Genomic DNA, 25,272 nt, shown 5'->3' on the forward strand with positions numbered 1-25,272 from the left:
GTCAGCCTTGCCTTAACTGGACGGACTTTAGGCGGAGTTCGGCCTTCGTCCCATCCCCTTGGACAAATCTGCGTGCGGCCTATTAATTAGGTAACCCTTACCTTACTATGGCGCCGATCCCCGGCCCAGGCCGGGAACGACCCCTGGGGAGGACGCGCTGCTGTGTGCGGTTCCGAGGAAGTCCTGGCCTATTGGCAGCGGTTGTTCGCACCGCTTCCGCCGGAAGTCTCACTGCCCTCCGACCGACCTCATCCCCCCGAGCCGCACCCCGGCCGGGAACTCCGCACCCTGACCGGCCTCCCGGCCGCCACCGACATCGAACTGCTCACCGCCTTCGTCGCCTTGCTGCACCGCTACAGCCAGGCCGTCGACATCACCGTGGGCCACGACGGACTGCCGTTACGCGTATCCGTAGACCACGCGCCCACCTTCCAGGGCCTGTTGAGGCGAGTGGAGCAGGCCTGGGAGGACGCCGAGACCCACCGGCTGCCCCTCGACCTGCTGATCGAGGACCTGCGCCCCCGGCCGACCCGCGGCGGCGGCTTCTTCTTCAACACCGCGCTCGCCACCCCGACTCGACCCGCAGGGGACGAGCCCGTCGATCTGCTCCTGGAGGTGGACGAGGGCGAGATCAGGGCGACTTACGACCCGCGTCTGTTCGATGCCCCGGCCGTCGATCGACTGCTCGGCCACTACCGCACTCTGCTCACCGACGCCCTCGACCGCCCGGAAACCCCCGTCGCACGGCTCGCGTTGATGGGTGAGGAGGAGTACCGCCAGGTCGTCGTCGACTGGAACGCCACCGAGCACACGGTCCCCGCGGACACCTGGCCCGCGATGTTCGCCGAGCAGGTCCGCACCCGCCCCGACGCCGTGGCCCTGGTCTTCGAGGACGAGGAACTGACCTACGCCGAGCTGGACCGGCGCGCCAACCGGCTCGCCCACGCCCTGCAAGCCCGCGGCGCCGGGCCCGAGCGCATCGTCGCCCTCGCCCTGCCGCGCTCCACCGACCTGATCGTCGCCGAGGTCGCCGTCCTCAAGTCCGGCGCCGCCTACCTGCCCATCGACCACGACTATCCGGCCGACCGCATCGCCTACATGCTCGGCGACGCCGCCCCCGTCTGCATGGTCACCACCGAGGAGACCGCCCAGGACCTGCCCGGACGGGACGGCATGGCCCTGCTGACGCTCGACGCGCCCGAGACGGCCGAAGAGCTCGCCGCGCGCCCGGCCCGCGACCCCGACGCGCCGATCACCGTGCACAACGCCGCCTACGTCATCTACACCTCCGGCTCCACCGGTCGCCCCAAGGGCGTCGTCCTCGCCCACAGCGGGGTCGCGAAGCTCGTCGCCACCCAGAGCGAACGGTTCGGCATCGGCCCGCACAGCAGGGTCCTCCAATTCGCCTCGCCCAGCTTCGACGTGGCCTTCTGGGACCTGTGCCTCGGACTGCTCTCCGGCGGCCGCCTGGTCGTCGTACCGGCCGAACGACGGGTGCCCGGCGCACCGCTCGCCGACTACGCCCACGCGCACGGCATCACCTTCATGATCCTGCCGCCCGCGCTCCTCGCCGCCCTGCCCGACGACATCCAACTACCGCCCACCGCGACCCTGTTGGCGGGCACCGAGCGCGTCTCCCCGGAACTCGTGAGCCGTTACGCACGCGGGCGGATGATGTTCAACGCCTACGGCCCGACCGAGGCGACCACCAACTCCACGCTCGGACTGTGCGATCCGGACATCCCGGCCGGATCGATCGTGCCGATCGGCGTGCCCGACCCCGGCACCAGGGCCTACGTCCTCGACGCCTGTCTGCGTCCGGTGCCCGCCGGACTCACCGGTGAGCTGTACCTCGGCGGCGCGGGCCTCGCGCGCGGCTATCTCGGCCGCCCTGACCTGACCGCCGAACGCTTCGTCGCGGACCCCTTCGGCGCGCCCGGCGAGCGCCTCTACCGCACCGGCGACCTGGTGCGCCTGCGGGCCGACGGACGCCTGGAGTTCCTCGGCCGCGCCGATGCCCAGATCAAGATCCGCGGCTTCCGGATCGAGCCCGGCGAGATCGAGTCCGTACTGCGCGGCCACCCGGCCGTGGACCAGGTCACCGTCGTCGCCCGCGAGGACCGGCCCGGCGACCGACGGCTCGTCGGCTACGTCGTGCCCGCCCTCGACGGCTCGGACACCCACGTGCCGGACACCCACGTGGAGGAGTGGAAGCAGGTCCACGAACTCCTCTACAGCGCCGCCGGTTCGGAGGGCTCCCAGGAGAACTTCGCGGGCTGGAACAGCATGTACGACGGACTTCCCATCCCCGTCGCGGAGATGCGGGAGTGGCGCGAGGCGACCGTCGGGCGTATCCGTGAACTCGGCTCACAGCAACGCGTGTTGGAGATCGGCGTCGGCAGCGGCCTGATCCTGTCCCGGATCGCGCCCGACTGCGAGAGCTACTGGGGCACCGACCTGTCGAGCGAGGCGATCGAGACGCTGCGCGCCCGGACCGACCTTCCCGGGGTCGAACTGCGCGCCCAGCCCGCACACGACACCACCGGACTGCCCGCCCACTTCTTCGACACGGTGATCCTCAACTCCGTCGCCCAGTACTTCCCGAGCGCCGACTACCTCACCGACGTCCTGCGCGCCGTGTCCGGGCTGCTCGCCCCCGGCGGGCGGATCTTCGTCGGCGACATCCGCAATCTGCGACTGCTGCGCACCCTGCGCGCGGCCGTCGAGACCCGACGAGCCACCACCGACGACAAAAGCGCCCTGCGCGCCGCCGTGGAGCAGTCGGTGCGCTGGGAGGGCGAACTGCTCCTGGATCCGGACTACTTCGCGGCCCTCGACGGATTCGACGCCGAGATCCGGATCAAGCGGGGCGCCCATCACAACGAGCTGAGCCGATACCGGTACGACGTCGTCCTGCGCCCCGGACCGCGGGCGGTCGAACCCGACGAGCGCGAGATCCCGTGGGCGGACGCCGGGCGGCTGGACGCACTGCTCGCCGAGCGGCCCCCACGGCTGCGAATCACCGGCATCCCCAACGCCCGCCTGGCCGACGACCTCGCGGACCTGTGGCGGCTGGAGGGAAGCAGCGGACAGACGACCGCCGGCGCCGACCCCGAGGACCTCCACGCCCTCGCCGCCCGCCACGGCTACCAGGCCGCCCTCACCTGGAACGGCACCGCCGACGACGGTGCGTTCGACGCCGTACTGGGCCTCGGCGAGCCCCTCAAGGGGCTGTATCGCACCGGTGGCGCGTCGTACCCGCACGCCAACCGACCCGCGCCCTTCCGCGACGTGGCCGCGCTGATGCGCACCCTGCGCGCACACGCCGCCGAATGGCTCCCCGACTACATGGTCCCCTCGGCCCTCGTCCCGCTGCACACCCTGCCGGTCACCCCCAGCGGCAAGATCGACGCCAGAGCGCTGCCCGCCCCCGACTACGGCGCGCTGAGCGCGGGACGCGCACCCGAGACCCCGCGTGAACGACTGCTCTGTGCCCTGTTCGCCGAGGTGCTCGGGCTGGACTCGATCACGGCCGAGGACGACTTCCTGGCCGTCGGCGGTGACAGCATCACCGCCATCCAACTCCTCATCCGTGCCCGCGAGTCCGGGCTCGCCCTGACCACCCGCGACGTCTTCCGCCACCGCACCGCCGAGGCCCTCGCCCAGGCGGCCGTCGAGCGCGTCGAGGAGCAGAACGGGCCGACGGAGCCGTACGCGGCCCTGAGCCCCGGCGAACTGGCCGAGATCCAGGGCGCCCACCCCCTCGACATCGCAGAACTGCTCCCGCTCACCCCCCTCCAGCAGGGCTTCTTCTTCCACTCCCTGACCAGCGGCACCCGGGACGACGTCTACGTCGTTCAGCAAGTGCTCGATCTCTCCGGACCGGTCGACGGCCCCACCCTGCACCGCGCCGCCCAGCGCCTGCTGGACCGGCACGCACCCCTGCGCGCCGCCTTCCGCCAAGGCCCCGACGGCACCCCCGTGCAGATCATCACCCGGCACGTCGAACTGCCCTGGCGCGAAGTGGACCTGTCCGCACAGGACGGCGAGATCCGCGAGTCGCTGGGCGAGGCGGTCGCCACCGATGAACGCACGGCGGGCTTCGACCTGACGGCACCGCCCCTGCTGCGCTGCGCCCTGATCCGCCTCGGCGAACACCGCAGCCAACTCGTCCTGACCTTCCATCACATCGTCGCCGACGGCTGGTCGTTGCCCGTCCTGCACCGCGAACTGATGGCCTGCTACGGCACCGACAGCCCCCAGCTCCCGGAGGTCACCCCCTACCGCGCCTTCCTGCACCGGCTCGCCGGACAGGACCGCGAAGCGGCCCGCGCCGCCTGGCGCACGGCACTCGAAGGGCTCGACGAGCCCACCCGGCTGGTCGACTCCCCGGCCACCGGGGCGCCGGTACGGCCGGCGCACGTCCGGGTGGAGCTGTCCGAGCGGACCACGGCACGGCTCGTGGAGCGCGCCCGCGAGCACGGTGTCACCCTCGGCACCGTCGTCCAGGCGGCGTGGGGTCTGTTCCTCGGCAGGCTCACCGGCCGCGCCGACGTGGTGTTCGGCACCACCGTCTCCGGCCGTGACAGCCAGGTCGACGGTATCGCCGCCATGGTCGGCCTGTTCATCAACACCCTGCCGACCAGGCTGCGTTGGACGCCGGGCGAGCCGCTCGGCGACCTGCTGACCCGGCTCCAGGAGGAACAGGCGCGGCTGCTGGACCACCAGCACCTCGGCCTCGCGGAGATCCAGCGGCTCGCCGGGCACGCGGGCGAGGGCGAACTCTTCGACACCCTGGTGGTGTTCGAGAACTACCCCGCCGAGCCGGACCTGCGCGACGCCTCGGGCCGGGTACGCGTCACCGGCGACGCCTTCCACGACGCGGTGCACTATCCGCTCGCCCTCGTCGTCAAGCCGGGGGAGCGGCTCGACCTGCGGCTCAAGCACCACACGGAGCGGCTGGACGCCGAGAGCGTGCGCGTGCTCGGCGACCGGCTGGCCCGCGTACTGGAGGCACTCGCCGCCGACCCCGCCCGGCCCGCCGCCTCCGTCGACCTGCTCTCCCCGGACGAGGCCCTGCGCGCCCACCCGACCGGCGAGGACCACCCCGTCCCGACCACCACCCTGACCGAGGCGTTCACCGCTCAGGCCGGCCGGACCCCGGACGCCACGGCCGTGGTGTACGCGCAGGAGCGGCTGACATACGCCGAGCTCGACGCACGCGCCGAGGCGTTGGCCGTACGACTGCGCGGGCGGGGCGCGGGTCCCGGGGCGTTCGTCGCGGTCGCCGTACCCCGGTCGGCTGAGCTGATGGTGGCACTGCTCGGCGTACTGAAGTCGGGGGCCGCCTACCTGCCTCTGGACCTGGACTACCCGGCGGACCGCGTCGAGCACATGCTCGCGGACTGCGGGGCGACGACAGTGGTCACCCTGTCCACGACGGCCGACCGGCTGCCGGACACCGCAGTCGCCCTGCTGCTGGACGCCGAAGAACCCCCGACCGATCCCGCCCCAGTACGCCCCGCCCACCCCGACGATCCGGCCTACCTGATCTACACCTCCGGCTCCACCGGACTGCCCAAGGGCGTCGTCGTCACCCACCGCGCCATAGTCAACCGGCTCGCGTGGATGCAGGGCGTGTACGGCCTCATGGCCGACGACCGGGTTCTCCAGAAGACCCCGTCCAGCTTCGACGTCTCCGTGTGGGAGTTCTTCTGGCCCCTCCTGGAAGGCGCGGCGGTCGTCCTCGCCAAGCCGGACGGCCACCGTGACCCTGCCTATCTGGCCGCTCTGGTGCGCGAGGAGCGCATCACCACCCTGCACTTCGTGCCGTCGATGCTGGAGGCGTTCCTCCAGTCCGACGAGGTGACCGCCGACCCCGCCTGGGCGGCATCCCTGCGCCGCGTATTCAGCAGCGGCGAGGCACTCCCGGCCGCCGCCGCACACCGCTGGCAGGAGCTGACCGGCGTACCGCTGCACAACCTCTACGGCCCCACCGAGGCCGCCGTGGACGTCACCCACCACCCCTACGACGGCACCGACGAGGGCACCTCCGTACCCATCGGCCGCCCGGTGTGGAACACCGGCCTGCGCGTGCTCGACGCCTGCCTGCGCCCCGTCCCCGACGGGGTCCCGGGCGAGCTGTACCTGACCGGCGTGCAACTCGCCCGCGGCTACCACGCCCGCCCGGCACTCACCGCCGAACGGTTCACCGCCGACCCCTACGGGCCGCCCGGCAGCCGTATGTACCGCACCGGAGACCTGGTCCAGCGCCGCCCCGACGGCGTGATCGTGTACCTGGGCCGCACCGACCGCCAGGTCAAACTGCGCGGCAACCGCATCGAACTCGGCGAGATCGAGGCCGCGTTGACCCGACTGCCCGCCGTGGCCCGGTCCGCGGTGACGGTACGGGACAACGCGCTCGTCGCCTACGTCGTACCCGCCGACGGCACAGCAGCCGACGCGGCCGCACTGCGCGAGGCCCTGACAGGCACCCTGCCCGCCCCCATGGTCCCGACCGCCTATGTCGCGCTCGACGCCCTGCCCCTGACCCCCAGCGGCAAGCTCGACCGGAACGCGCTGCCCGCCCCGCACGCCGTACGGGCCGAGTCCCGCGCCCCGAGAAACCCCCGCGAGCAGCTCCTCACGGAGATCTTCGCCGCCGTACTGAAGCTGCCCGATGCCGGAGTCGACGACGACTTCTTCCTGCTCGGCGGTGACAGCATCAGCTCCATCGCCGTCGCCAGCCGGGCCCGCCGCGCGGGTCTGGCGCTCGGCCCGCGTGACGTCTTCGAGCACCGCACACCGGCCGCGCTGGCGGACGCGGCAGTGGTCCTGGAGGAGGCATCCGGCGCACCGGTCGCCGAAGCCTTCGCCCTCACCGACGAGGAGCGCACGCACGTCGAGCGGCTCGCCCCGGGCCGGATCGAGGACATCTGGCCGCTGGCCCCGCTCCAGGAGGGCCTGTTCTTCCACTCCACCTACGACGACGGCGCCCTCGACGTCTACACCGTCCACGAGTCCTTCGACTTCGCCGAGCGCGTCGACGCCGAACGGCTGCGCGCCGCCACCCGCACCCTGCTCGCCCGCAACCCCTCCCTGCGTGCCGGGTTCACCAGCGACGGCCTGCGCCAGCCGGTGCAGTTCATCGTCCGGGACGCCGACATCCCGCTCACCGAGATCGACCTGTCCGGACTGCCGACGGCCGAACAGGACCGGCGGATGGGCGAGTTGCTGGACGAGGAGCGCGCCCGCCGCTTCGACCTGACCCGTCCGCTGCTCTTCCGGATGCTGCTGGTCCGGCTCGGTGAGCAGCGCGGTGACCGGCTCGTCATCGGCCGCCATCTGATCCTGTGGGACGGCTGGTCGGCCTGGCTCTTCCTGGACCAGCTGTTCGCGCTGTACGAGAGCGGCGGCGACCCGGCCGGGCTCGCCCGCCCCGGCTCGTACCGCGACTACCTGACCTGGCTGGAGCGCCAGGACGACTCCGGCGCGACCCGCGCCTGGCGGGCCGCCCTGGCCGGTTTCGACGAGCCGACACTGCTGGCCCCGGCCGTTGACGACCGCGGCCTGGAACCGGTGATCCCACGCCACCTGGACGCCGTCCTCGACCCGGACACCGCCGAGCGGCTGCGGGACACCGCCCGCCGCCACGGCCTGACCCTCAACACCGTGCTCAACGCGGCCTGGGGCCTGGTGCTCGCGGGCACGTCCGGCCGCACCGACGTCGTCTTCGGTACGACGGTCGCCGGGCGGCCCAGTGAGGTTCCGGACGTCGAGAACGTCATCGGCATGTTCCTCAACACCGTGCCCGCCCGGATCGCCTTCGACCCGCGTGAACCGGTGCTGGACCTGCTGCGCCGCATCCAGCGCGACCGCCTCGAAGTCATGCCGTACGAACACCTCGGCCTCGGAGTCCTCCAGGCCGAGACCGGGCACCGCCGGCTCTTCGACACACTGTTCGTGCTGCGCAACGCCGACACCGACGAGCGGCTCGCGGAGCTGCGCGACCGGCACGGCGCGACCGCGGTGGCCAACGTGGACGCCACCCACTACCCGGCCAACCTCGTCGTCACCCCCGGCGAGCGCGTCCGCGTCACCCTCGCCTACCGCCCGGACCTGCTGGGCGACGCCCAAGCGCATCAATTGATCGACCGTTTCGTGCTGTTGGTCACCCGACTCGTGGCCGATCCGTCCGCCGCCGTCGGTTCACTCTCCGCGCTGCTGCCCGCCGAGGCCGCCGCGCTGGCCCGCGAGGAGGACGCGGGCCGGCAGCCCGTGCCGCACGAGACCATCGCGGAAATGCTCGCCGCCCAGGCCGCCCGCACCCCCGACGCCACCGCCCTGGTCTTCGGCACCCGGACCGTCACCTACGCCGAACTCGACGCCCGCTGCGACCGCATGGCCCGACTGCTGATCGCCCGCGGCGCCGGGCCCGAGAAGGTCGTCGCGCTCGGCCTGCCGCGCTCGATCGACACGGTCGTGGCGCTGTTCGCGGTGCTGCGCACCGGTGCCGCCTATCTGCCGCTGGAGCTGGACCACCCGGCCGAGCGGCTCTCGCTCATGCTCGCCGACGCCCGCCCGCTGCTCCTGCTGTCCACCCGGGCCGTGTCGGAGACCCTCACCGGCGACACCCCGCGCCTCCTCCTCGACGATCCGGCGACGGCCGCCGAACTCGCGGCCCTGCCCGCCGATCCCGTACGGGTGTCCTTCAGCCTGGACCACCCCGCGTACGTGATCTACACCTCCGGTTCCACCGGCCGCCCCAAGGGCGTGGCCACCCCGTACATCGGACTGACCAATATGCAGCTCAACCACCAGAAGGAGATCTTCGCCCCGGCCATCGCCGCCGCGGGCGGGCGGCGCCTGCGCATCGCGCACACCGTGTCCTTCGCCTTCGACATGTCCTGGGAGGAGCTGCTCTGGCTCGTCGAGGGCCATGAAGTGCACATCTGTGACGAGGAGTTGCGCCGGGACGCCATCGCGCTGGTGGCGTACTGCGAGGAACACCGCGTCGACGTGGTCAACGTGACCCCGACCTACGCCCATCTCCTCATCGAGGAAGGCCTGTTGGAGGGGCACCGGCCGCCGCTGGTGCTGCTCGGCGGCGAGGCGGTCACCGAGACGGTGTGGAACACCCTCCGGGACACCGAGGGCACCTACGGCTACAACCTGTACGGGCCCACCGAGTACACGATCAACACCCTCGGCGGCGGCACTCACGACAGTGCCACCCCGACCGTGGGCCGCCCCATCCGTGCCACCCGCGCCCGCCTCCTCGACACCTGGCTGCGTCCCGTGCCGGACGGTGTGGCGGGCGAGCTGTACATCGCGGGCGTGGGCCTGGCCCGCGGCTACCTCGACCGGCCCGGCCTGACCGCAGAGCGGTTCGTGGCCGACCCCTACGGGCGGCCCGGCGAGCGCGTCTACCGCACCGGTGACCTCGTCCGCCGCCGCCCGGACGGCAACCTCGACTTCCTCGGCCGCACCGACGACCAGGTCAAGATCCGCGGCCACCGCGTCGAACTCGGCGAGATCGAGACCGCGCTCGCCCAGCACCCCGAGGTGTCCCAGGCCGCCGTCATCGCCCGCGACGACACCTCCGCACCCGGCACGAAACGGCTCGTCGGCTACGTCGTCCCGGCCGAACCCGACGCCGAGACACGCCAGGAGGCCGAACGGGAGCAGATCGGGGAGTGGCGGGAGATCTACTCCGCCGAGTACACCGAGATCGGCACGGCCCTCTTCACCGAGGACTTCGCGGGCTGGGACAGCTCCTACGACGGCACGCCCATCCCCCTGGACCATATGCGGGAGTGGCGTGAGGCGACCGTCGAGCGCATCCGGGAGTTGAGCCCGAGGCGCATCCTGGAGATCGGCGTCGGCTCCGGCCTGCTGCTCTCGCGGCTCGCCCCGGACGCCGAGGCGTACTGGGCGACCGACTTCGCGGCACCCGTCATCCGCAAACTCGACGAAGACCTCAAGGCCGACCCGGAGCTGGCCCAAAAGGTCCAACTGTGCTGCCAGGCAGCCGAGGTGACGGATGGTCTGCCCACCGGGTTCTTCGACACCGTCGTCATCAACTCCGTCGTCCAGTACTTCCCGAGCCTGGACTATCTTCGCAAGGTGATCAGGGGCGCGATGTCGCTGCTCGCTCCGGGCGGCGCCCTGTTCCTCGGTGACGTGCGGGACCTGCGGCAGGCGCGCGTCTTCCAGACCGGCATCCAGGCCGCCCGCGACGCCGATCCCCTGCGCCGGGCAGTGGACCGCGGACTCGCCCTGGAGAAGGAACTCCTCGTCGACCCCGACTGGTTCGCCACCCTCGGCGTCGGCGTCGAACTGCGCACCAAGGCGGGACGCCACCACAACGAGCTGACGCGCTACCGGTACGACGTCGTCCTGTACGCCGACACGGCAGCCGCCGTCCGATTGGACGACGCCTTCGAACTCACCTGGGGCGCCGACCTCCTGGGCCGCCTGGACGGCACCGAGCCGCTGAGGGTCCGGCGCATCCCGGACCCGCGTACGGCCGCCGACCTGGCCGCGATGCACGCGATGGACGGGGCGCTGCCTTTGCGGGACGCCGGACAGGAGCCAGAGGATCTACGGGAGTTGGGAGCGGCGCACGGCTATCGCGTCCTGACCACCTGGTCCGACGAACCGGGCTTCTTCGATGCCGTCTTCGTCCCCGACACGCACTCCGGCCGCACCCTCGACCTGTACCGCCCCCGCGCCGACCGCGGCACCGACCCGTACGCCAACACCCCCACCGCCACCCGGGGCCAGGGCGCGCTCGTCCGGCGGCTCAGGGACGACCTGGGACGACGGCTGCCCGGATACATGGTCCCGGCCGCCTTCGTGGTGCTGCCCAGGCTGCCGATGAACGACAACGGCAAGCTCGATGTGCGCGCCCTGCCGGACGCCGCGCCCGCGGTGGCCCTGTCGGCGGGGCGTGGGCCCCGCACTCCGGTCGAGGAGGTGCTGTGCCGACTCTTTGCCGAGGTGCTGGGGCTGCCGCGCACCGGCGCGGAGGACGACTTCTTCGACCTGGGCGGACACTCGCTGCTCGCCACCCGGCTGATCAGCCGGGCGCGCACCGAACTGGGCGCGGAACTGGCGATCCGGGACCTCTTCGAGGCTCCGACGCCGGAGGCGCTCGCCCTGCGGGCACGGGCCGGGCGGCCGGCACGCCCGGTGCTGGAGCCGGTCGCGGAGCGGCCCGCGCGGATTCCGCTGTCGGCCGCCCAGCGGCGGCTCTGGCTGGTCGAGCGGATCACAGGGGGCGTCGCCTACAACTTCCCGCTCGTCTTCCGGCTTCGGGGTTCGCTCGATCTCGACGCGCTGCGTGCCGCCTTGCGTGATGTGACGGGACGTCATGAGGCGTTGAGGACCCGGTTCCTGGAGGACGACGGCGAGCCATACCAGTGGATCGGGGAGGCCGAGCCTTCCTTCGTCGTCGAGGACTGCGCCGAGGAAGATCTGGCCGCGCGGATCACCGCCGCCCAGCGCCGCCCCTTCGACCTGAGCATCGAACTCCCGGTGCGCGCCGAGGTGTTGCGGCTCGGCCGCGCTGATCACGTCGTGGCGCTGATGCTGCACCACAGCACCACCGACGAGTGGTCCGACCGGCCCTTCCTCACCGATCTCGGCACCGCCTACCAGGCCCGCCGCGAGGGCCGCGCCCCCGACTGGGCGCCGCTGCCGGTCCAGTACGCCGACTACACCCTGTGGCAGGACACCCTGCTCGGCGAGGTCGGCGCCGGACAGCTCGCGTACTGGCGCGAGGCCCTGCGCGACCTCCCCGACGAACTGGCCCTGCCCCTCGACCGGCCACGCCCGGACGAGCCCACCGGACGCGGCGGCAAGGTCCGTCTGGAGCTGGACCCCGACATCGGCCGAGCCCTGCGCGACCTCTCCCGGGCCACCGGCACCAGCATGTTCATGCTGTTCCAGGCCGCCACCGCCGCTCTGCTCAACCGGCTGGGCGCGGGGGAGGACATCCCGCTCGGCGCACCCGTCGCGGGCCGCACCGACGAGGCCTTGAACGACCTGGTCGGCTTCTTCGTCAACACCCTCGTCCTGCGCACCGACCTCTCCGGCCCCGACCTCACCTTCCGGGCCCTGCTGGCCCGCGTACGAGAGTCCTCCCTGGCCGCCTTCGAGCACCAGGACCTGCCCTTCGACCAACTCGTCGAGGCCCTCAACCCACCCCGGGCGACCGGCCGCAACCCGCTCTTCCAGGTCATGCTCGGCTACCACTACCGGCCCGACGGCGACCCCGACGTGCTGGCGCTGCCCACCGAGTGGTTCGACATGGACACCGGCATGGCCAAGTTCGACCTCCACTTCACCTTCGTGGACGAGACGGGTCCCGGCCGACTGGTGCTCCTGCTGGAGCACGCCCTCGACCTGTGCGACGAGTCGGCGGCGCGGCGGCTGACCCGCCAACTCGTCCGGCTGCTCGAGCAGGTGGCCACCGACCCGGACCTGCGCGTGCGCGACCTCCAGGTCCTGGACGCCGACGAACGCGAGCTGGTCATCGAGCGGTGGAACGACACCGCGCACGACGTGAGCGCTACGACCTTGCCGGAGCTGTTCCGTGAACAGGCCGCCCGGACGCCCAACGCCCTGGCCCTGGTCTTCGGCGAACAGCGGCTCACCTATGTTGAGTTGGATGCCCGCGTAGAGCACACGGCACGGGTTCTCGCCGGGATGGGCGTGGGCTCCGAGAGCACGGTGGGGGTGGCGCTGCCCCGGTCGGCCGAGCTGATCGTGGCCCTGCTCGCGGTGCACAGGGTCGGCGGCGCGTATCTGCCGCTGGACCCCGACCTGCCGCCGGAGCGCCTCGCGTTCACCTTGGACGACGCGCGACCGGTGTGCGTGATCCGGGACGCGCTCCCGGACGGGCCGCAGGGTGAACTCCCCGCAGCCTACGACCTGTTGAGCCCGGCCTACGTCATCTACACCTCGGGGTCCACCGGCCGCCCCAAGGGAGTCGTCGTCCCGCACGCGGGCATCGTGAACCGGCTGCTGTGGATGCAGGACACCTACCGGCTCACGCCCGAGGACCGGGTGCTCCAGAAGACCCCCGCCGGGTTCGACGTCTCCGTTTGGGAGGTCTTCTGGCCGCTGATCACCGGCGCCACGCTGGTCGTCGCGCGGCCGGAAGGCCACCGGGACCCGGCGTATCTGGCCGCGCTGATCCAGGAACACGCCATCACGACAGCGCACTTCGTGCCGTCGATGCTCCAGGCCTTCCTGGAGGAACCGGCCGCCGCGCACTGCACCGGACTGCGTCAGGTGATGTGCAGCGGCGAGGCGCTGCCGCCGTCGGTCGCCGAGCGCTTCCACCGGCTGCTGCCCGCGCGGCTGCACAACCTGTACGGGCCCACGGAGGCGTCCGTCGACGTCACCGCCGTCGAGGTGCCCGCCGGGGCCGGGCAGGTGACGATCGGTCGCCCGGTGTGGAACACCCGCGCCTACGTCCTGGACGCCGCACTGCGCCCGGTCCCGCCCGGCGTCGCGGGGGAGCTGTATCTGGCGGGCGTCCAGCTGGCCCGCGGCTACCTGGACCGCCCCGGCCTCACCGCGGAGCGCTTCGTCGCGGACCCGTACGGCGCGCCCGGCGCCCGGATGTACCGCACGGGAGACCTGGCCCGCTGGACCGCCGACGGCACGCTCGCCTTCCTCGGCCGCACCGACGACCAGGTCAAGATCCGCGGGATGCGCGTCGAACCCGGCGAGGTGGAGTCCGTGCTCGCCCGGCACCCGTCCGTCGGGCACGCCGTCGTCGTCGCACACGACCAGCGGCTCGTGGCCTACCTCGTACCGGCTGCGGGTCACGGGGCCGATCCGGCAGAGCTACGCCGCCACAGCGCCGCCGCCCTGCCCGAGCACATGGTCCCGGCCGCCTTCGTCATCCTCCACGCCCTGCCGCTCACCCCCAACGGCAAGCTGGACCGCCGAGCGCTGCCCGCGCCCGACTTCGCGGCGGAGGCCGGCAACGGCGGACGGCCGCGCGCACCCCGCGAGGAGATCCTCTGCGGACTGTTCGCGAGCACGCTCGGGCTGCCCGGAGTCGGCGTCGACGACGACTTCTTCGCGCTGGGCGGCCACTCCCTGCTGGCGATGCGGCTGACCGCACGGATCCGCGCCGCCCTCGGCGTCGAGGTGTCCCTGCGCACGGTGTTCGACGCGCGGACGGTGGCCCGGCTCGCCGGTAGCCTCGCGACGGACGGCACCGCGAGGGCGGTCCCCGCGCTCACGGTCCGCCCACGCCCCGAGCGTCTGCCGCTGTCCTCCGCCCAGCAGCGGCTGTGGGTGCTGTACCAGGTGGAGGGCCCCAGCGCGACGTACAACATCCCCTCGGCCTGGCGGCTGACCGGGGCGCTGGACGTCAAGGCGCTGCGGGCCGCCGTCGACGATCTCGTCGTGCGGCACGAGACGCTGCGCACGGTGTTCCCCGACGTAGAGGGCCGGGCCTACCAGCGGGTGCTGGACCCGGACGAGGTCCGCATCCCCTTCGAGACGGAGGACATCGCAGAGGAACGGCTGGCCGACCGGCTGAAGCAGGCCGGGACGTACGGCTTCGCGCTGGACCGCGAAATCCCGCTGCGCGTCCATGTGTTCCGCACCGGCGAGGAGGAGTGGACGCTGCTGCTCCTGCTGCACCACATCGCCGGTGACGAGTGGTCGCAGGCACCCCTGAACCGGGATCTGGCCCTCGCCTACGCCGCCCGGACCGAGGGGCGGGCGCCCGAGTGGGCACCGCTGCCGGTGCAGTACGCCGACTACACGCTCTGGCAGCAGCGGCTGCTCGCCGAGGTGGGGGACCGCCAGATCGCTTACTGGCAGGGCGCGTTGGCGGGCCTGCCGGAGGAGCTGGCGCTGCCCGTCGACCGGCCGCGAGCGCTGGAGGCCACCTACCGGGGCGGCTCGGCCGACCTGTCGCTCGACGCCGAACTCGCCGCGGATCTCCAGCGGTTGGCCCGCGACCATGGCGTCAGCGCGTTCATGGTGCTCCAGGCCGCCGTGGCAGCCCTCCTCACCCGGCTGGGCGCCGGCGAGGACATCCCGATCGGCAGTCCGATCTCCGGGCGCACCGACGCGGCTCTGGAGGACCTGGTCGGCTTCTTCCTCAACACCCTGGTGCTGCGCACCGACACCTCCGGTGACCCCACCTTCCGCGAGCTGCTGGCCCGGGTGCGGGAGGCCGATCTCGCGGCGTTCGACCACCAGGACGTTCCGTTCGAGCGGCTGGTGGAAGTGCTCAACCCGGCCCGGTCCCTGGCTCGGCACCCGTTGTTCCAGGTGATGGTCGTGTACCTGGCCGCCGGTGAGGAGGAGGCGGGCCTGCCCGGCCTGCGCGCCCGCCGGGACGACGTGGCGCAGACGACCGCCAAGTTCGACCTGTCCTTCGACTTCGTGGAGCGCCCCGACGGCAGCGGCGTCGACGGGGTCCTGGAGTACAGCGCCGACCTGTTCGACCACACCACCGCCCAGTCCTTCGCCGACCGGCTGCGGCGCGTCCTGCGCGCGGTCGTCGCCGACCCCGACGTCACCGTGGGCCGGGTGGACATCCTCGACCCGGAGGAACGGCGGCGCCTGGAGGCGGGCTGGCACAGCCGTCCCGCCCTCGGCGCCCCGACGACCGTGCCCGCTCTGTTCGAGGCACGCGTGCGGGAACACCCGGGACAGCCCGCGGTGGCTTCCGACGGCGTGGAGCTGACCTTCGCCGAACTCAATGCGGAAGCCAACCGGCTCGCCCGGCTCCTGGTCCAACTCGGCGCGGGCCCCGAGCGGTTCGTGGCGCTGGCACTGCCGCGTACCGCACGGTTCCTGGTGGCCGTCCTCGCCGTGCACAAGGCGGGCGCGGCGTACGTGCCGCTCGACCCCGAGGCGCCACGGGACCGCACGGCCGACGTCATGGCCGACGCCCGGCCCATGGTGACCCTTACCACCCGCGAGTTCACCAGCCTCCTGCCCGAGGACGCCGCACGGCTGGTCCTGGACGAGCCCACCACGGCCGAGCGGATCGCCCAACAACAGGACCTCGACCTGCGGGTCGCCCTGACACCCCGTCACCCCGCCTACGTCATCCACACCTCCGGCTCCACCGGACGCCCCAAGGGCGTCGTGATCACCCACGAAACCCTCGGCAACCTTTTCCACAGCCACCGCGAAACGCTGTACGCACCGGCGATCGAGGCCACCGGACGGCGGCACCTACGCGCCGGGCATGCCTGGTCGTTCTTCTTCGACGCCTCCTGGCAGCCCCAGTTGTGGCTGCTGGACGGGCACTGCGTCCACATCGTGTCCGAGGAGGTCCGGCGCGACCCCGAACTGCTCGCCGCGACTGTGCGCGTGCACCGCTTCGACTTCCTCGAAGTGACCCCGTCCTTCTTCGCGCAGATGGCCGACAGCGGACTCCTGCGCGGCGCCGACTGCCCCCTGGCGGTCGTCGGTGTCGGCGGCGAGGCGGTGCCGCTCGCGCAGTGGCGGCGGCTGGCGGGGCTCAATGGCACCGAGGCGTTCAATCTCTACGGGCCGACCGAATCCACCGTGGACGCCCTGGTGGCACGGGTCGGCGACAGTGAACGGCCGCTGGTGGGACGGCCGGTGGCGGGAACCCGGGCCTACGTCCTGGACGGGCGGCTGCGGCCGGTGCCGCCAGGTGTGACCGGCGAGCTGTATCTCGCCGGTGGCGGACTCGCGCGCGGCTATCTGGGCGCACCCGCCCTGACAGCGGAACGGTTCGTGGCCGACCCCTTCGGCGCGCCCGGCGCCCGGCTGTACCGCACCGGCGACCTGGCCCGCTGGACGACCGACGGGCGCCTGGACTACCTCGGCCGCGCCGACGACCAGGTCAAGATCCGCGGCTTCCGCATCGAACCGGCCGAGATCGAGTCCGCCCTCACCACCCATCCCGCCGTCGGCCAGGCTTTGGTGACGGTGCATCAGGACGGCGCGCGCAAGCTGCTGGTGGCCTACGTGATCGCCCCGGACGCCGACCCCGCCGAGCTGCGCGCCCATGTCGCCGTCCGGCTGCCCGACCACATGGTCCCGGCCGCCGTCGTTCCCCTCGACCGGTTCCCGCACCTGGCCAACGGTAAGCTGGACCGGGCCGCCCTGCCCGCCCCCGACTTCGCCGCCCTCTCCTCCGGACGCGCCCCCGCCACTCCCGTCGAAGCGGCGCTCTGTGCGGTATTCGCCGAGGTGCTGGGGCTCGAACAGGTCGGCGTGGACGACGACTTCTTCGCGCTCGGCGGCGACAGCATCGTCGCGATGCAGCTCGTCGGCCGGGCCCGGGCGGCGGGGGTACGGATCACTCCACGCCTGGTCTTCCGCCATCGCACGGCCGCCGCGCTCAGCATGGTCGCCGAGTCCGCCGACAGCGCCACGGCGCGCCCCGAGGACGATGGCACCGGAACCGTGCCGCTCACCCCGGTGATGCATTGGCTGCGCGAACTCGGCGGTCCCTTCTCGACGTACCACCAGGGCGCTGTCGTCCGCACGCCCGCCGGCCTGGACCTGCCGGGTCTGACCGCCGTGCTCCAGGCCCTGGCCGACCGGCACGACCTCCTCCGGGCACGGCTGGTGCGCGCCTCTTCGCAGGAGTGGTCGCTGCACGTGCCGCCCGTCGGAGAGGTCGACGCCGCCGGATGGCTGGACCGGGTGGACGTGGCGGGGCTCGACGGCGAGGCGCTGGGCGAGGCGGTACGTGAACACGCCTATGCCGCACGGGCGTTGCTCGATCCCGACGCGGGCGCCATGGTCCGCGCCGTGTGGTTCGACGCGGGTGACGCGCCGGGACGGCTGCTGCTGATGGCTCACCATCTCGTCGTCGACGGGGTGTCCTGGCGGGTGCTGCTGCCCGATCTGGCGGCGGCATGGGAGGCCGTCGGCGCGGGGCGCACAGCACAACTCGACCCGGTCGGGACCTCCTTCGCCCGCTGGGCTCGGCTGCTCACGGAGCGGGCCCAGGATCCGGCCCTGGAGGCCCAACTGCCCCTGTGGACCGGCGTCCTGGACGGCGGCGGCACCGAGCCGTTCCCGCTCGCGCGCGATCTCGACCCGGACCGTGACACCACCGCCACCCAGCGGGAAGTCGTCCTGCGTCTGCCCGCCGGGCACACCGGCCCGCTGCTGTCCGCCGTCCCCGCGGCGTTCGGCGCCACCGTCAACGACGTCCTGCTCGCCGGACTCGCCCTGGCCTTCGCCGACCGGCGGCGCCGCGACGGGGGCACCGACACCTCGGTCCTCGTCGACCTGGAGAGCCACGGCCGTGCCGAGGAACTCGCGGGGGACGACGCCGACTTGTCCCGTACGGTCGGCTGGTTCACGAGCGTCTTCCCGGTACGCCTCGACTCCGGCCCGGCCGACCCCGCCGATGCCTTCGCGGGCGGACCGGCCGCCGAGGAAGCCGTACGACGAGTGCGCGAGCACCTGGCGTCGCTGCCCGCCAACGGCGTCGGCTACGGCATGCTGCGCCACCTCAACTCCCGCACCCGCGAGGCGCTGGCGGCCCGCGAACCCGCCCGCGTCGAGTTCAACTACCTGGGCCGCTTCGGGGTCCCCGAGGAGACGGACTGGTCCTATGCGCCCGAGGAGGACGCGGCCGACATCGGGCCCGAGGCCGCGATGCGGCAGGGCCACGCGCTGACGATCAACGTGGTGACCGAGGACCGGGCGGACGGGCCGGTACTGACCGCCCACTGGTCCTATCTGGAAGGGCTGTTGTCGGACGAGACGGTGCGGGATCTGGCCGAGACCTGGTTCCGGGCGTTGGAGGGGCTCGTCGCACGGGCAGAGCGCACAAGTCGACCGTGAGGCCACAAGGCCGTGATCGCCGTGAAGCCGTGAGGAGAGGAACAGCATGAGCAACCCGTTCGAGGACCCCGAGGGCGTCTACCTGGTGCTCGTCAACGACGAGAACCAGCACAGCCTCTGGCCGGACTTCGCCGACGTCCCGGCCGGCTGGCGGGTGGTCCACGGCCCGGCGGCGCGGCAGTCCTGCCTGGAGTACGTCGAGACGAACTGGACCGACATGCGGCCCCGCAGCCTCGCCGAGGCGATGGACAACTGACCCCATGGGAAAGGGGGGCGGCCGTCCGGCCGCCCCCCTTCTCGCGTTCCCCGGAGTCAGGACGCGGGCTGCTCCACCTTCGTGTCCGCCTTGCCGTCGACGGCCGCCGCCAGCTGCGGCACCAGCCGCTCGACGACGTACGGCAGGCTCAGGACCGTGCCCATGGACAGCGCGTTGCCGTAGTCACTGGTCTCGTTGACGTACACCTCGCGGCCCTCGCCGACCACCGTCAGATCCTTGTACGAGGCGTCCTTGTGCAGCTTGTCGGCGTCCTTGACGACATCGCCGACCTGCCACACGAGCGCGTCCTGGTCCAGCAGATCTGTGCGCTCCTTGCTGATGTTCGCGCCGAACTGGTCACCGATCGCCTTGTCCAGGTCCTTCGGCAGCTCGAAGCCGAGGTCGGTGAGGAGATGCGAGCGCGGGTCCTGGCTGCCGAAGACGAACATGCCCTCGTACGGCGTGGCCATCACGGCCGTCCTCCCCGCGAACTCGGGGTGCTCCTTAACCGCCGCCGCGATGGCCTCCTCGGTCTCCTTCACCGCGGCCGTGGCCTCGTCCGGCTTGCCCAGCGCCTTGCCGATGGTCGCCGTCTGCTCCTGCCAGGGGACGCCGTAGTCGTTGTACTCCTTGGGCTGGGCGACCACGGGGGCGAACTTCGACAGCGACTCGTACTGCTCCTTCGTGAGCCCGCCGTACACGGCCAGGATCAGGTCCGGCTTGAGCGCGGCGATCTTCTCCACCTGCGGCCCGGTGCCGGTGTCCTTGAGCACCGTCGGCGCCTCCGCCCCGGACAGCTTGTCCTCGGCCCAGGGGCCGACGGCGCCCTTGTAGCCACCGAGCCACTCCGTGGTGCCGACCGGGACCGAGCCGAGGGCGAGGACCGAGTCCTGGTCGGTGAGGCCGACGGTGACGATCCGCTTCGGCTCGGCCTCGATCGTCGTACTGCCGTACTTGTGGGCGAGGGTGACCGGGAAGGCGGAGGCGCCGGAGCCGCCCGCCTTCGGGTCGGATTCCGGCGTACCGGAGTCCGAGTCGTCGTCACCGCAGGCCGTGGCGGCGGTGAGGAGCAGGAGGGAGGAGGCGAGCGCGGCGGCGAGCCGTGGAGCCCTGCGGGAGCGGAACATCGCTGGTCCTTCGGTTCGGTGTCCTGTGGAGCGGGGTGCGTCGAGCTGGGTGTGTGGGGCGCCTTGATCTAGGAGCGGGAGTCTGAGGTGTCTCGGGTGTCGGACCAGGCGGCCCAGAGTGCGGCGTATCGACCGCCGGCGGCGCGCAGTTCGTGGTGCGTGCCCGTCTCGACGATGCGCCCGGCGTCCATGACGACGATCCGGTCGGCGGTCGCCGCCTGGCTGAGCCGGTGCGCCACGATCAGCGCGGTACGGCCGTCCACCGCGCGGGCGACCGCCTTCTCCAGCGCGCGTGCCCCCGCGCTGCCCGCCTCGGCGGTGGCCTCGTCGAGGATCACCAGCGGCGGATCGGCGAGGATCAGCCGGGCCAGTGCCAGGGCCTGCGTCCGGTCGCCGGTGAGCCGGTGGCCGCCGTCGCCGACGACCGTGGCCAGTCCGTCGGGCAGTGCCTCGGCCCAGGCCAGCGCGTCGACCCGGTCGAGCGCGGCCCGCAGTTCGTCGTCGGTGGCGTCGGGCTCGGCGAGCCGGAGGTCGTCGGCGAGCGGGCCCGCGAAGACATGGGCCTCCTGGGTGACCAGGGCGACTGTGCGGCGCGCGGCGTCCCGGCTCAGCTCGGTCGGGGGGACGCCGTCGACCAGGACGGTGCCGGCGGTGGGTGGCTGGATGCCCGCGACGAGCCGGGCCAGGGTCGTCTTCCCGGCCCCGCTGGCGCCGACCAGCGCCACCCGCTCGCCGTGGTGGATCGTCAGGTCGATGTCGTGCAGCACGGGATGGCCGGGCCGGTAGGCGTGCTGAAGACCGCGCACGGTGACCTCGAAGCGGCGGTCCCTTGTATCCGCCGCGTGGCCCTTCTCCTGCGCTGTCGGCTCATCGGTGACGCCGACCAGGCGCGCCAGGCCCGCGGTCGCCGACTGGGCGTCGTCGAGGAGGACGAGGGCGGCGTTGACCGGGGTGAACAGACTGTGGAAGTACAGCGCGGCGGCGGTCGCGGTGCCCACGGACGCCGAGCCCTGCCGGACGAGCCAGTACCCGGTGAACAGGACGGCGGCGAGCCCGATGTACTCGGCGATGTGCAGCCGACTGTAGAAGCCCAGCACCAGCCGCACCCCCCGCATGGTCAGCGCCACCACCGACGAGGACCGCTCCGCCACCCGCTCGCCGTGCTCCCGCTCCAGCCGGAACGCCCGCACCGTGGAGCGTCCGGCGACCGTGTCCAGGAGTTGCTGTTGCTGGGCGCCCGCGGCCACCCGCTGCTCGGCGTAGAGCGGGACGGCACGGGCCACGTACCAGCGGGCGGTCGCCACCTGCACCGGCACCGCGAGCAGCGCGGCGAGCAGGAACCGCCAGTCCAGCAGGGCCATCGCGCCGAGCGTGAGGAAGATGGTCAGCAGGGAACGGGCCAGCTCCGGCAGGGCGTTGCGCACCGCCTCGGCGACCAGGGACACATCGGCGGTGACCCGGGCGGTCAGATCCCCGGCACCGGCCCGCTCCACGCGTTCCAGCGGCAGCCCGAGGGCACGCTCGACGAACCTCTCGCGCAGCCGCGCCAGCGTGGTCTCGCCCAGCCGGGAGATCAGCGACAGGCCGAACCCGGCGGAGACACCCTGGGCGACGGCGACGGCCACGAGCAGCGCCGCCGTGGTGGTGATGGCGTCGACGGACCCGCGGTCGGCGGCCAGATCCACGATCCGCCCCAGCAGCGGCTGGGTGAGCAGTCCGACGGCAGTGGAGCCGACCGTCACGGCGAACGCGGTGAGAGCCAACTTCCGTTGGGGGCGTAAGAGTTCGGCGACAGCCGCGCGGGTGCGGGCGGGGGTCGCGACGGGCAGGAGGTGCGGACCCTGGGACTTGCTCATGCCAGTACCGCCGTACGGTAGGCGACGTGCTGGTGGACCAGCCGCTCGTGCGCGTCGGCCGCGACGACCGAGCCCCGGTCGAGCAGGACGACCCGGTCGGTGACGGCGAGCAGGGCGGGGCTGTTGGTCACCAGTACGGTCGTCCGTCCGTGGCGCAGTTCCTTCAGCCCGGCCGCCATCCGAACCTCGGTGACGGCGTCGACCGCGGTCGCCGGTTCGTGCAGGACGAGGACCGGGGCGTCGGCGGCCAACGCCCTTGCCAGCGCCACCCGTTGCCGCTGACCCCCGGACAGCGACCGCCCGCGAGCGGTGACCTCGGTGTCGGCGCCGTCGGGCAGGGTTCCCACGACCTCGTCGGTGCCGGACGCGGTGATCGCCGCCTCGACGGGCGCCTCCGGACCGGCGGCGGCCCGGACGTTCTCCAGCAGCGTCCCCTCGAACAGGTCCGCGTCATGCTCGGCGATGAGCAGCGTGGCCCGCAGCTCCGCGAGCCCGAGTTCCGTCAGGGCGGTTCCGTCCAGCTCCACGGCCCCCTCGTCGGGGTCGGCGTGGCGGGCGAGGCAGTGCAGGAGGGCGGAGGCGTCGGCGGGGTCGACGGTGACGATGCCGACCGTCTCGCCGGGGGAGACGTCCAGGTTCACGTCGTGCAGGGGGCCGTACGACAGACCGCGCAGCCGCAGGCCTCCCTCGACGCGGTCCAGCGCACCGGCCCCCTGTGCCACGGCGTGCTCGGCGCCCAGTACTTCCGCGATCCGTGCGGCGGAGGCCCGGCCCTGCGCCAACTCGGCGTTGACCCAGGAGAACTCGGAGAGCGGCCCGATGAGGAAGAGGGCGAGTGCGAGCGCCGAGACCAGCTCGCCGAGGCTGATGTCCCCGCGCGCCGCGAGCCGTCCGCCGACCAGGGCGACCAGCGTCAGGAACGCGCCGGTGAGCATGGTCACCACACCGTTCTGCCAGGCCTCGGCGCGGGCCGCGCGCAGGGTGGCGGTGAGCGAGTCCTGGCTGATCCGGCGGTACCGGGCGACGGCGGCCTGTTCGGCGCCGATGCCCTTGAGCACCCGCAGCCCGGCCACCAGATCGGCGGCGACGCCCGAGGCCCGGGCCGCCCGCTCCTGCTCGGTCTCGCTGCGCCGCTCCAGGGGCTTGCTCAGCAGATGCCCGAGCCACAGCAGCAGCGGAGTGCCCAGCAGGACGAGGAGCCCGAGCGGAACGGACATCCGTAACAGCACGACGGCGCCGACCGCGAGCCCGGTCGAGGCGGAGATCGCGACGACGAGGGCCATGCTGACGGCGCCGACCCGTTTGGCGTCCTCGGTGGCGGTGTTGGCCAGTTCCCCGGGCAACCGCCGTTCGGCGGCCCCGCCTTCGGGCGCGAGGACCCGGTCCACGAGCTGGATCCTCAGGTGGTGCGCGGCGGTCACGGAGGCACGCTCGCCGGCGCGGGCGGCGAAGCGGAAGCTGTAGGAGAGGCCGACGTAGACGACGGCCAGGACGACGAGCCACATCACGAGCCCGCCCGCGTCGCCGTCCACGACGCCCCGCTCGATGGCGAGTCCGATGAGCACCGGCACCAGCGCCTCGCCGGTCTGGTGGCCCATGCCCAGCACGCCACCGACGGCGACATCCCGGCGCTGTCCGCCCACCGCGCGCCGCAGGACGTCCCGTCCCGGCGGGTCCGCTTTCCTCACGCATCCTCCGGACCGGATCCACAGCGCCCTGAAACCGCGCTCGAAACTTAGGTAAGGCTAACTACATCTGTCGGTCGCGGCTACCCCTCTGGCGGAGCGTCATCGAAAGCTTCGGCTGACGCGGTGTGACACCTGTGGCACGCGCCGCGCTGTACGGGATGGGTCGCGCGTGGGCGGCTCCCGTGGGACCCGTGACAAGCCTCGACCCCGGCCGGCCCGGACCTGAACCAGCCCCGGTGCTGGGCCGACCGGGGTCGGGTGCTCCGGGGGAAGGATGGATGTGCACGTGCTCGTCGCGGATCGCTACCGGCTCGACGAATCCCTGGGTCGCGGTTCGATGGGCGAGGTCTGGCGCGCCACCGACCAGATCCTGGGCCGGCCGGTCGCCGTGAAGCTCCTCCATGCCGACGTTCCGGACCGGGTCGGCGCGACCGACGTCGAGCGCTTCCGCATGGAGGGCCGGACCGCCGCCCGCCTCAACCACGCGAACGTGGTCGCCGTCTACGACTTCGGCGCCGGGGACGGGATGCTCCACCTGGTGATGGAACTCGTCGAGGGCTGGAGCCTGGCGCAGGAGCGCGCCGGGCGCGGCATCCTGCACCCGTGGGAAGCGGCCGGTATCGCGGCGCAGATGGCCGCGGGGCTCGCCGCCGCACACCGCGAGGGCGTGATCCACCGGGACATCAAGCCGGCCAATGTGATGCTCACCGCGGAACGCACCGCGAAGATCACCGACTTCGGGCTCGCCAAGTTCGCCCACGAGGCCGCCATGGCCCTGACCGGCACCGGCAAGGTCGTCGGCTCCGCCGCGTACCTGGCCCCCGAGCGCGCCCTGAGCCGCCCCGCCCAGCCCGCCTCGGACGTCTACTCGCTGGGCTGCGTGCTCTACGAACTGCTCACCGGCCGCCCGCCCTTCCTGGGCCCGACCGCCCTCTCCGTGGTCCAGCAGCACGTCGACGCGGCCCCCGTCGCGCCCGCCACCCTGCGCGTCGAGATCCCGGTGCCGCTCAGCGACTACGTCCTGCGCCTGCTGGCGAAGGACCCGGCACAGCGCCCCACCGCCGAGGAGGCCGCGGAGTGGCTGGCGGCCCCGACCGAACCTCCCGTGGCACCCCTGCCCAGGCCGCAGGACGCGGCCCCCGCGACGGCCGTACTGGCGTCGGTGCACCTGCCCGGGACGGAGGGCCTGCCCACCACGACCAGATCGCACGCCGCCCGGAGCCGCAGGGTGTCCCCGAAGGCACTGCTGGCGCTCGGCGGAGCCGTGGTCTTCGCCGCCTCGGCCGCCATCGGCATGGCCATGTCCTCGGGCGACGGCGACAACGCCGCACCGGAGCCCCCGCCGGCCACCTCCGCGCAGCCCACCACCGAGCCTGCGACGCCCTCCGCCACCCCCTCACCCGACGACGACCACCACGGGAAGGACCGAGGGAAGGGCGACGGCGAGGACGAAAAGGGGGAGGAGAAGCGGCGGGAGAAGCAGCGGGACAGGGGCGAGGACGACTGATCCTCTGAGG

The 25,272-nt window shown here is 72.7% G+C and carries 6 protein-coding genes; 3 read left to right on the forward strand and 3 right to left on the reverse strand.

The window, feature by feature from the left end:
* Nucleotides 1-162 precede the first annotated feature (162 nt).
* Nucleotides 163-18,828 (forward strand): non-ribosomal peptide synthetase, encoded by an 18,666-nt coding sequence (locus BN159_RS37320; protein ID WP_015662229.1) that lies wholly within the window; start codon nt 163-165, stop codon nt 18,826-18,828.
* A gap of 46 nt (nt 18,829-18,874) precedes the next feature.
* Entirely contained in the window at nt 18,875-19,084 is a 210-nt protein-coding gene (locus BN159_RS37325; protein WP_015662230.1) for an MbtH family protein, read from the forward strand.
* A 56-nt stretch (nt 19,085-19,140) separates the two neighbouring features.
* Here BN159_RS37325 and BN159_RS37330 read toward each other — a convergent pair whose 3' ends face one another.
* The 3 genes from BN159_RS37330 to BN159_RS37340 all read right to left on the reverse strand — a co-directional run bounded on the left by BN159_RS37330 (nt 19,141) and on the right by BN159_RS37340 (nt 23,755).
* The gene (locus tag BN159_RS37330) at nt 19,141-20,211 is read right to left on the reverse strand and encodes an iron-siderophore ABC transporter substrate-binding protein (RefSeq protein WP_015662231.1); all 1,071 of its coding nucleotides are present in this window, start codon (nt 20,209-20,211) and stop codon (nt 19,141-19,143) included.
* 68 nt (nt 20,212-20,279) lie between these two features.
* Nucleotides 20,280-22,067: an ABC transporter ATP-binding protein gene (locus BN159_RS37335; protein ID WP_015662232.1), complete on the reverse strand. Its 1,788-nt coding sequence runs from the start codon at nt 22,065-22,067 to the stop codon at nt 20,280-20,282.
* Nucleotides 22,064-23,755 carry an ABC transporter ATP-binding protein gene (locus BN159_RS37340; protein ID WP_015662233.1) on the reverse strand — a complete coding sequence of 564 codons (1,692 nt, stop codon included), beginning with the start codon at nt 23,753-23,755 and terminating at the stop codon, nt 22,064-22,066. Before BN159_RS37340 ends, BN159_RS37335 begins: the two co-directional genes overlap by 4 nt.
* Before the next feature lie 286 nt (nt 23,756-24,041).
* On the opposite strand from BN159_RS37340, the gene BN159_RS37345 reads away from it, so the two are divergent.
* Entirely contained in the window at nt 24,042-25,262 is a 1,221-nt protein-coding gene (locus BN159_RS37345) for a serine/threonine-protein kinase (protein WP_231905669.1), read from the forward strand.
* Nucleotides 25,263-25,272 lie beyond the last annotated feature (10 nt).

This window comes from Streptomyces davaonensis JCM 4913, from assembly GCF_000349325.1.
GTDB lineage: Bacteria > Actinomycetota > Actinomycetes > Streptomycetales > Streptomycetaceae > Streptomyces > Streptomyces davaonensis.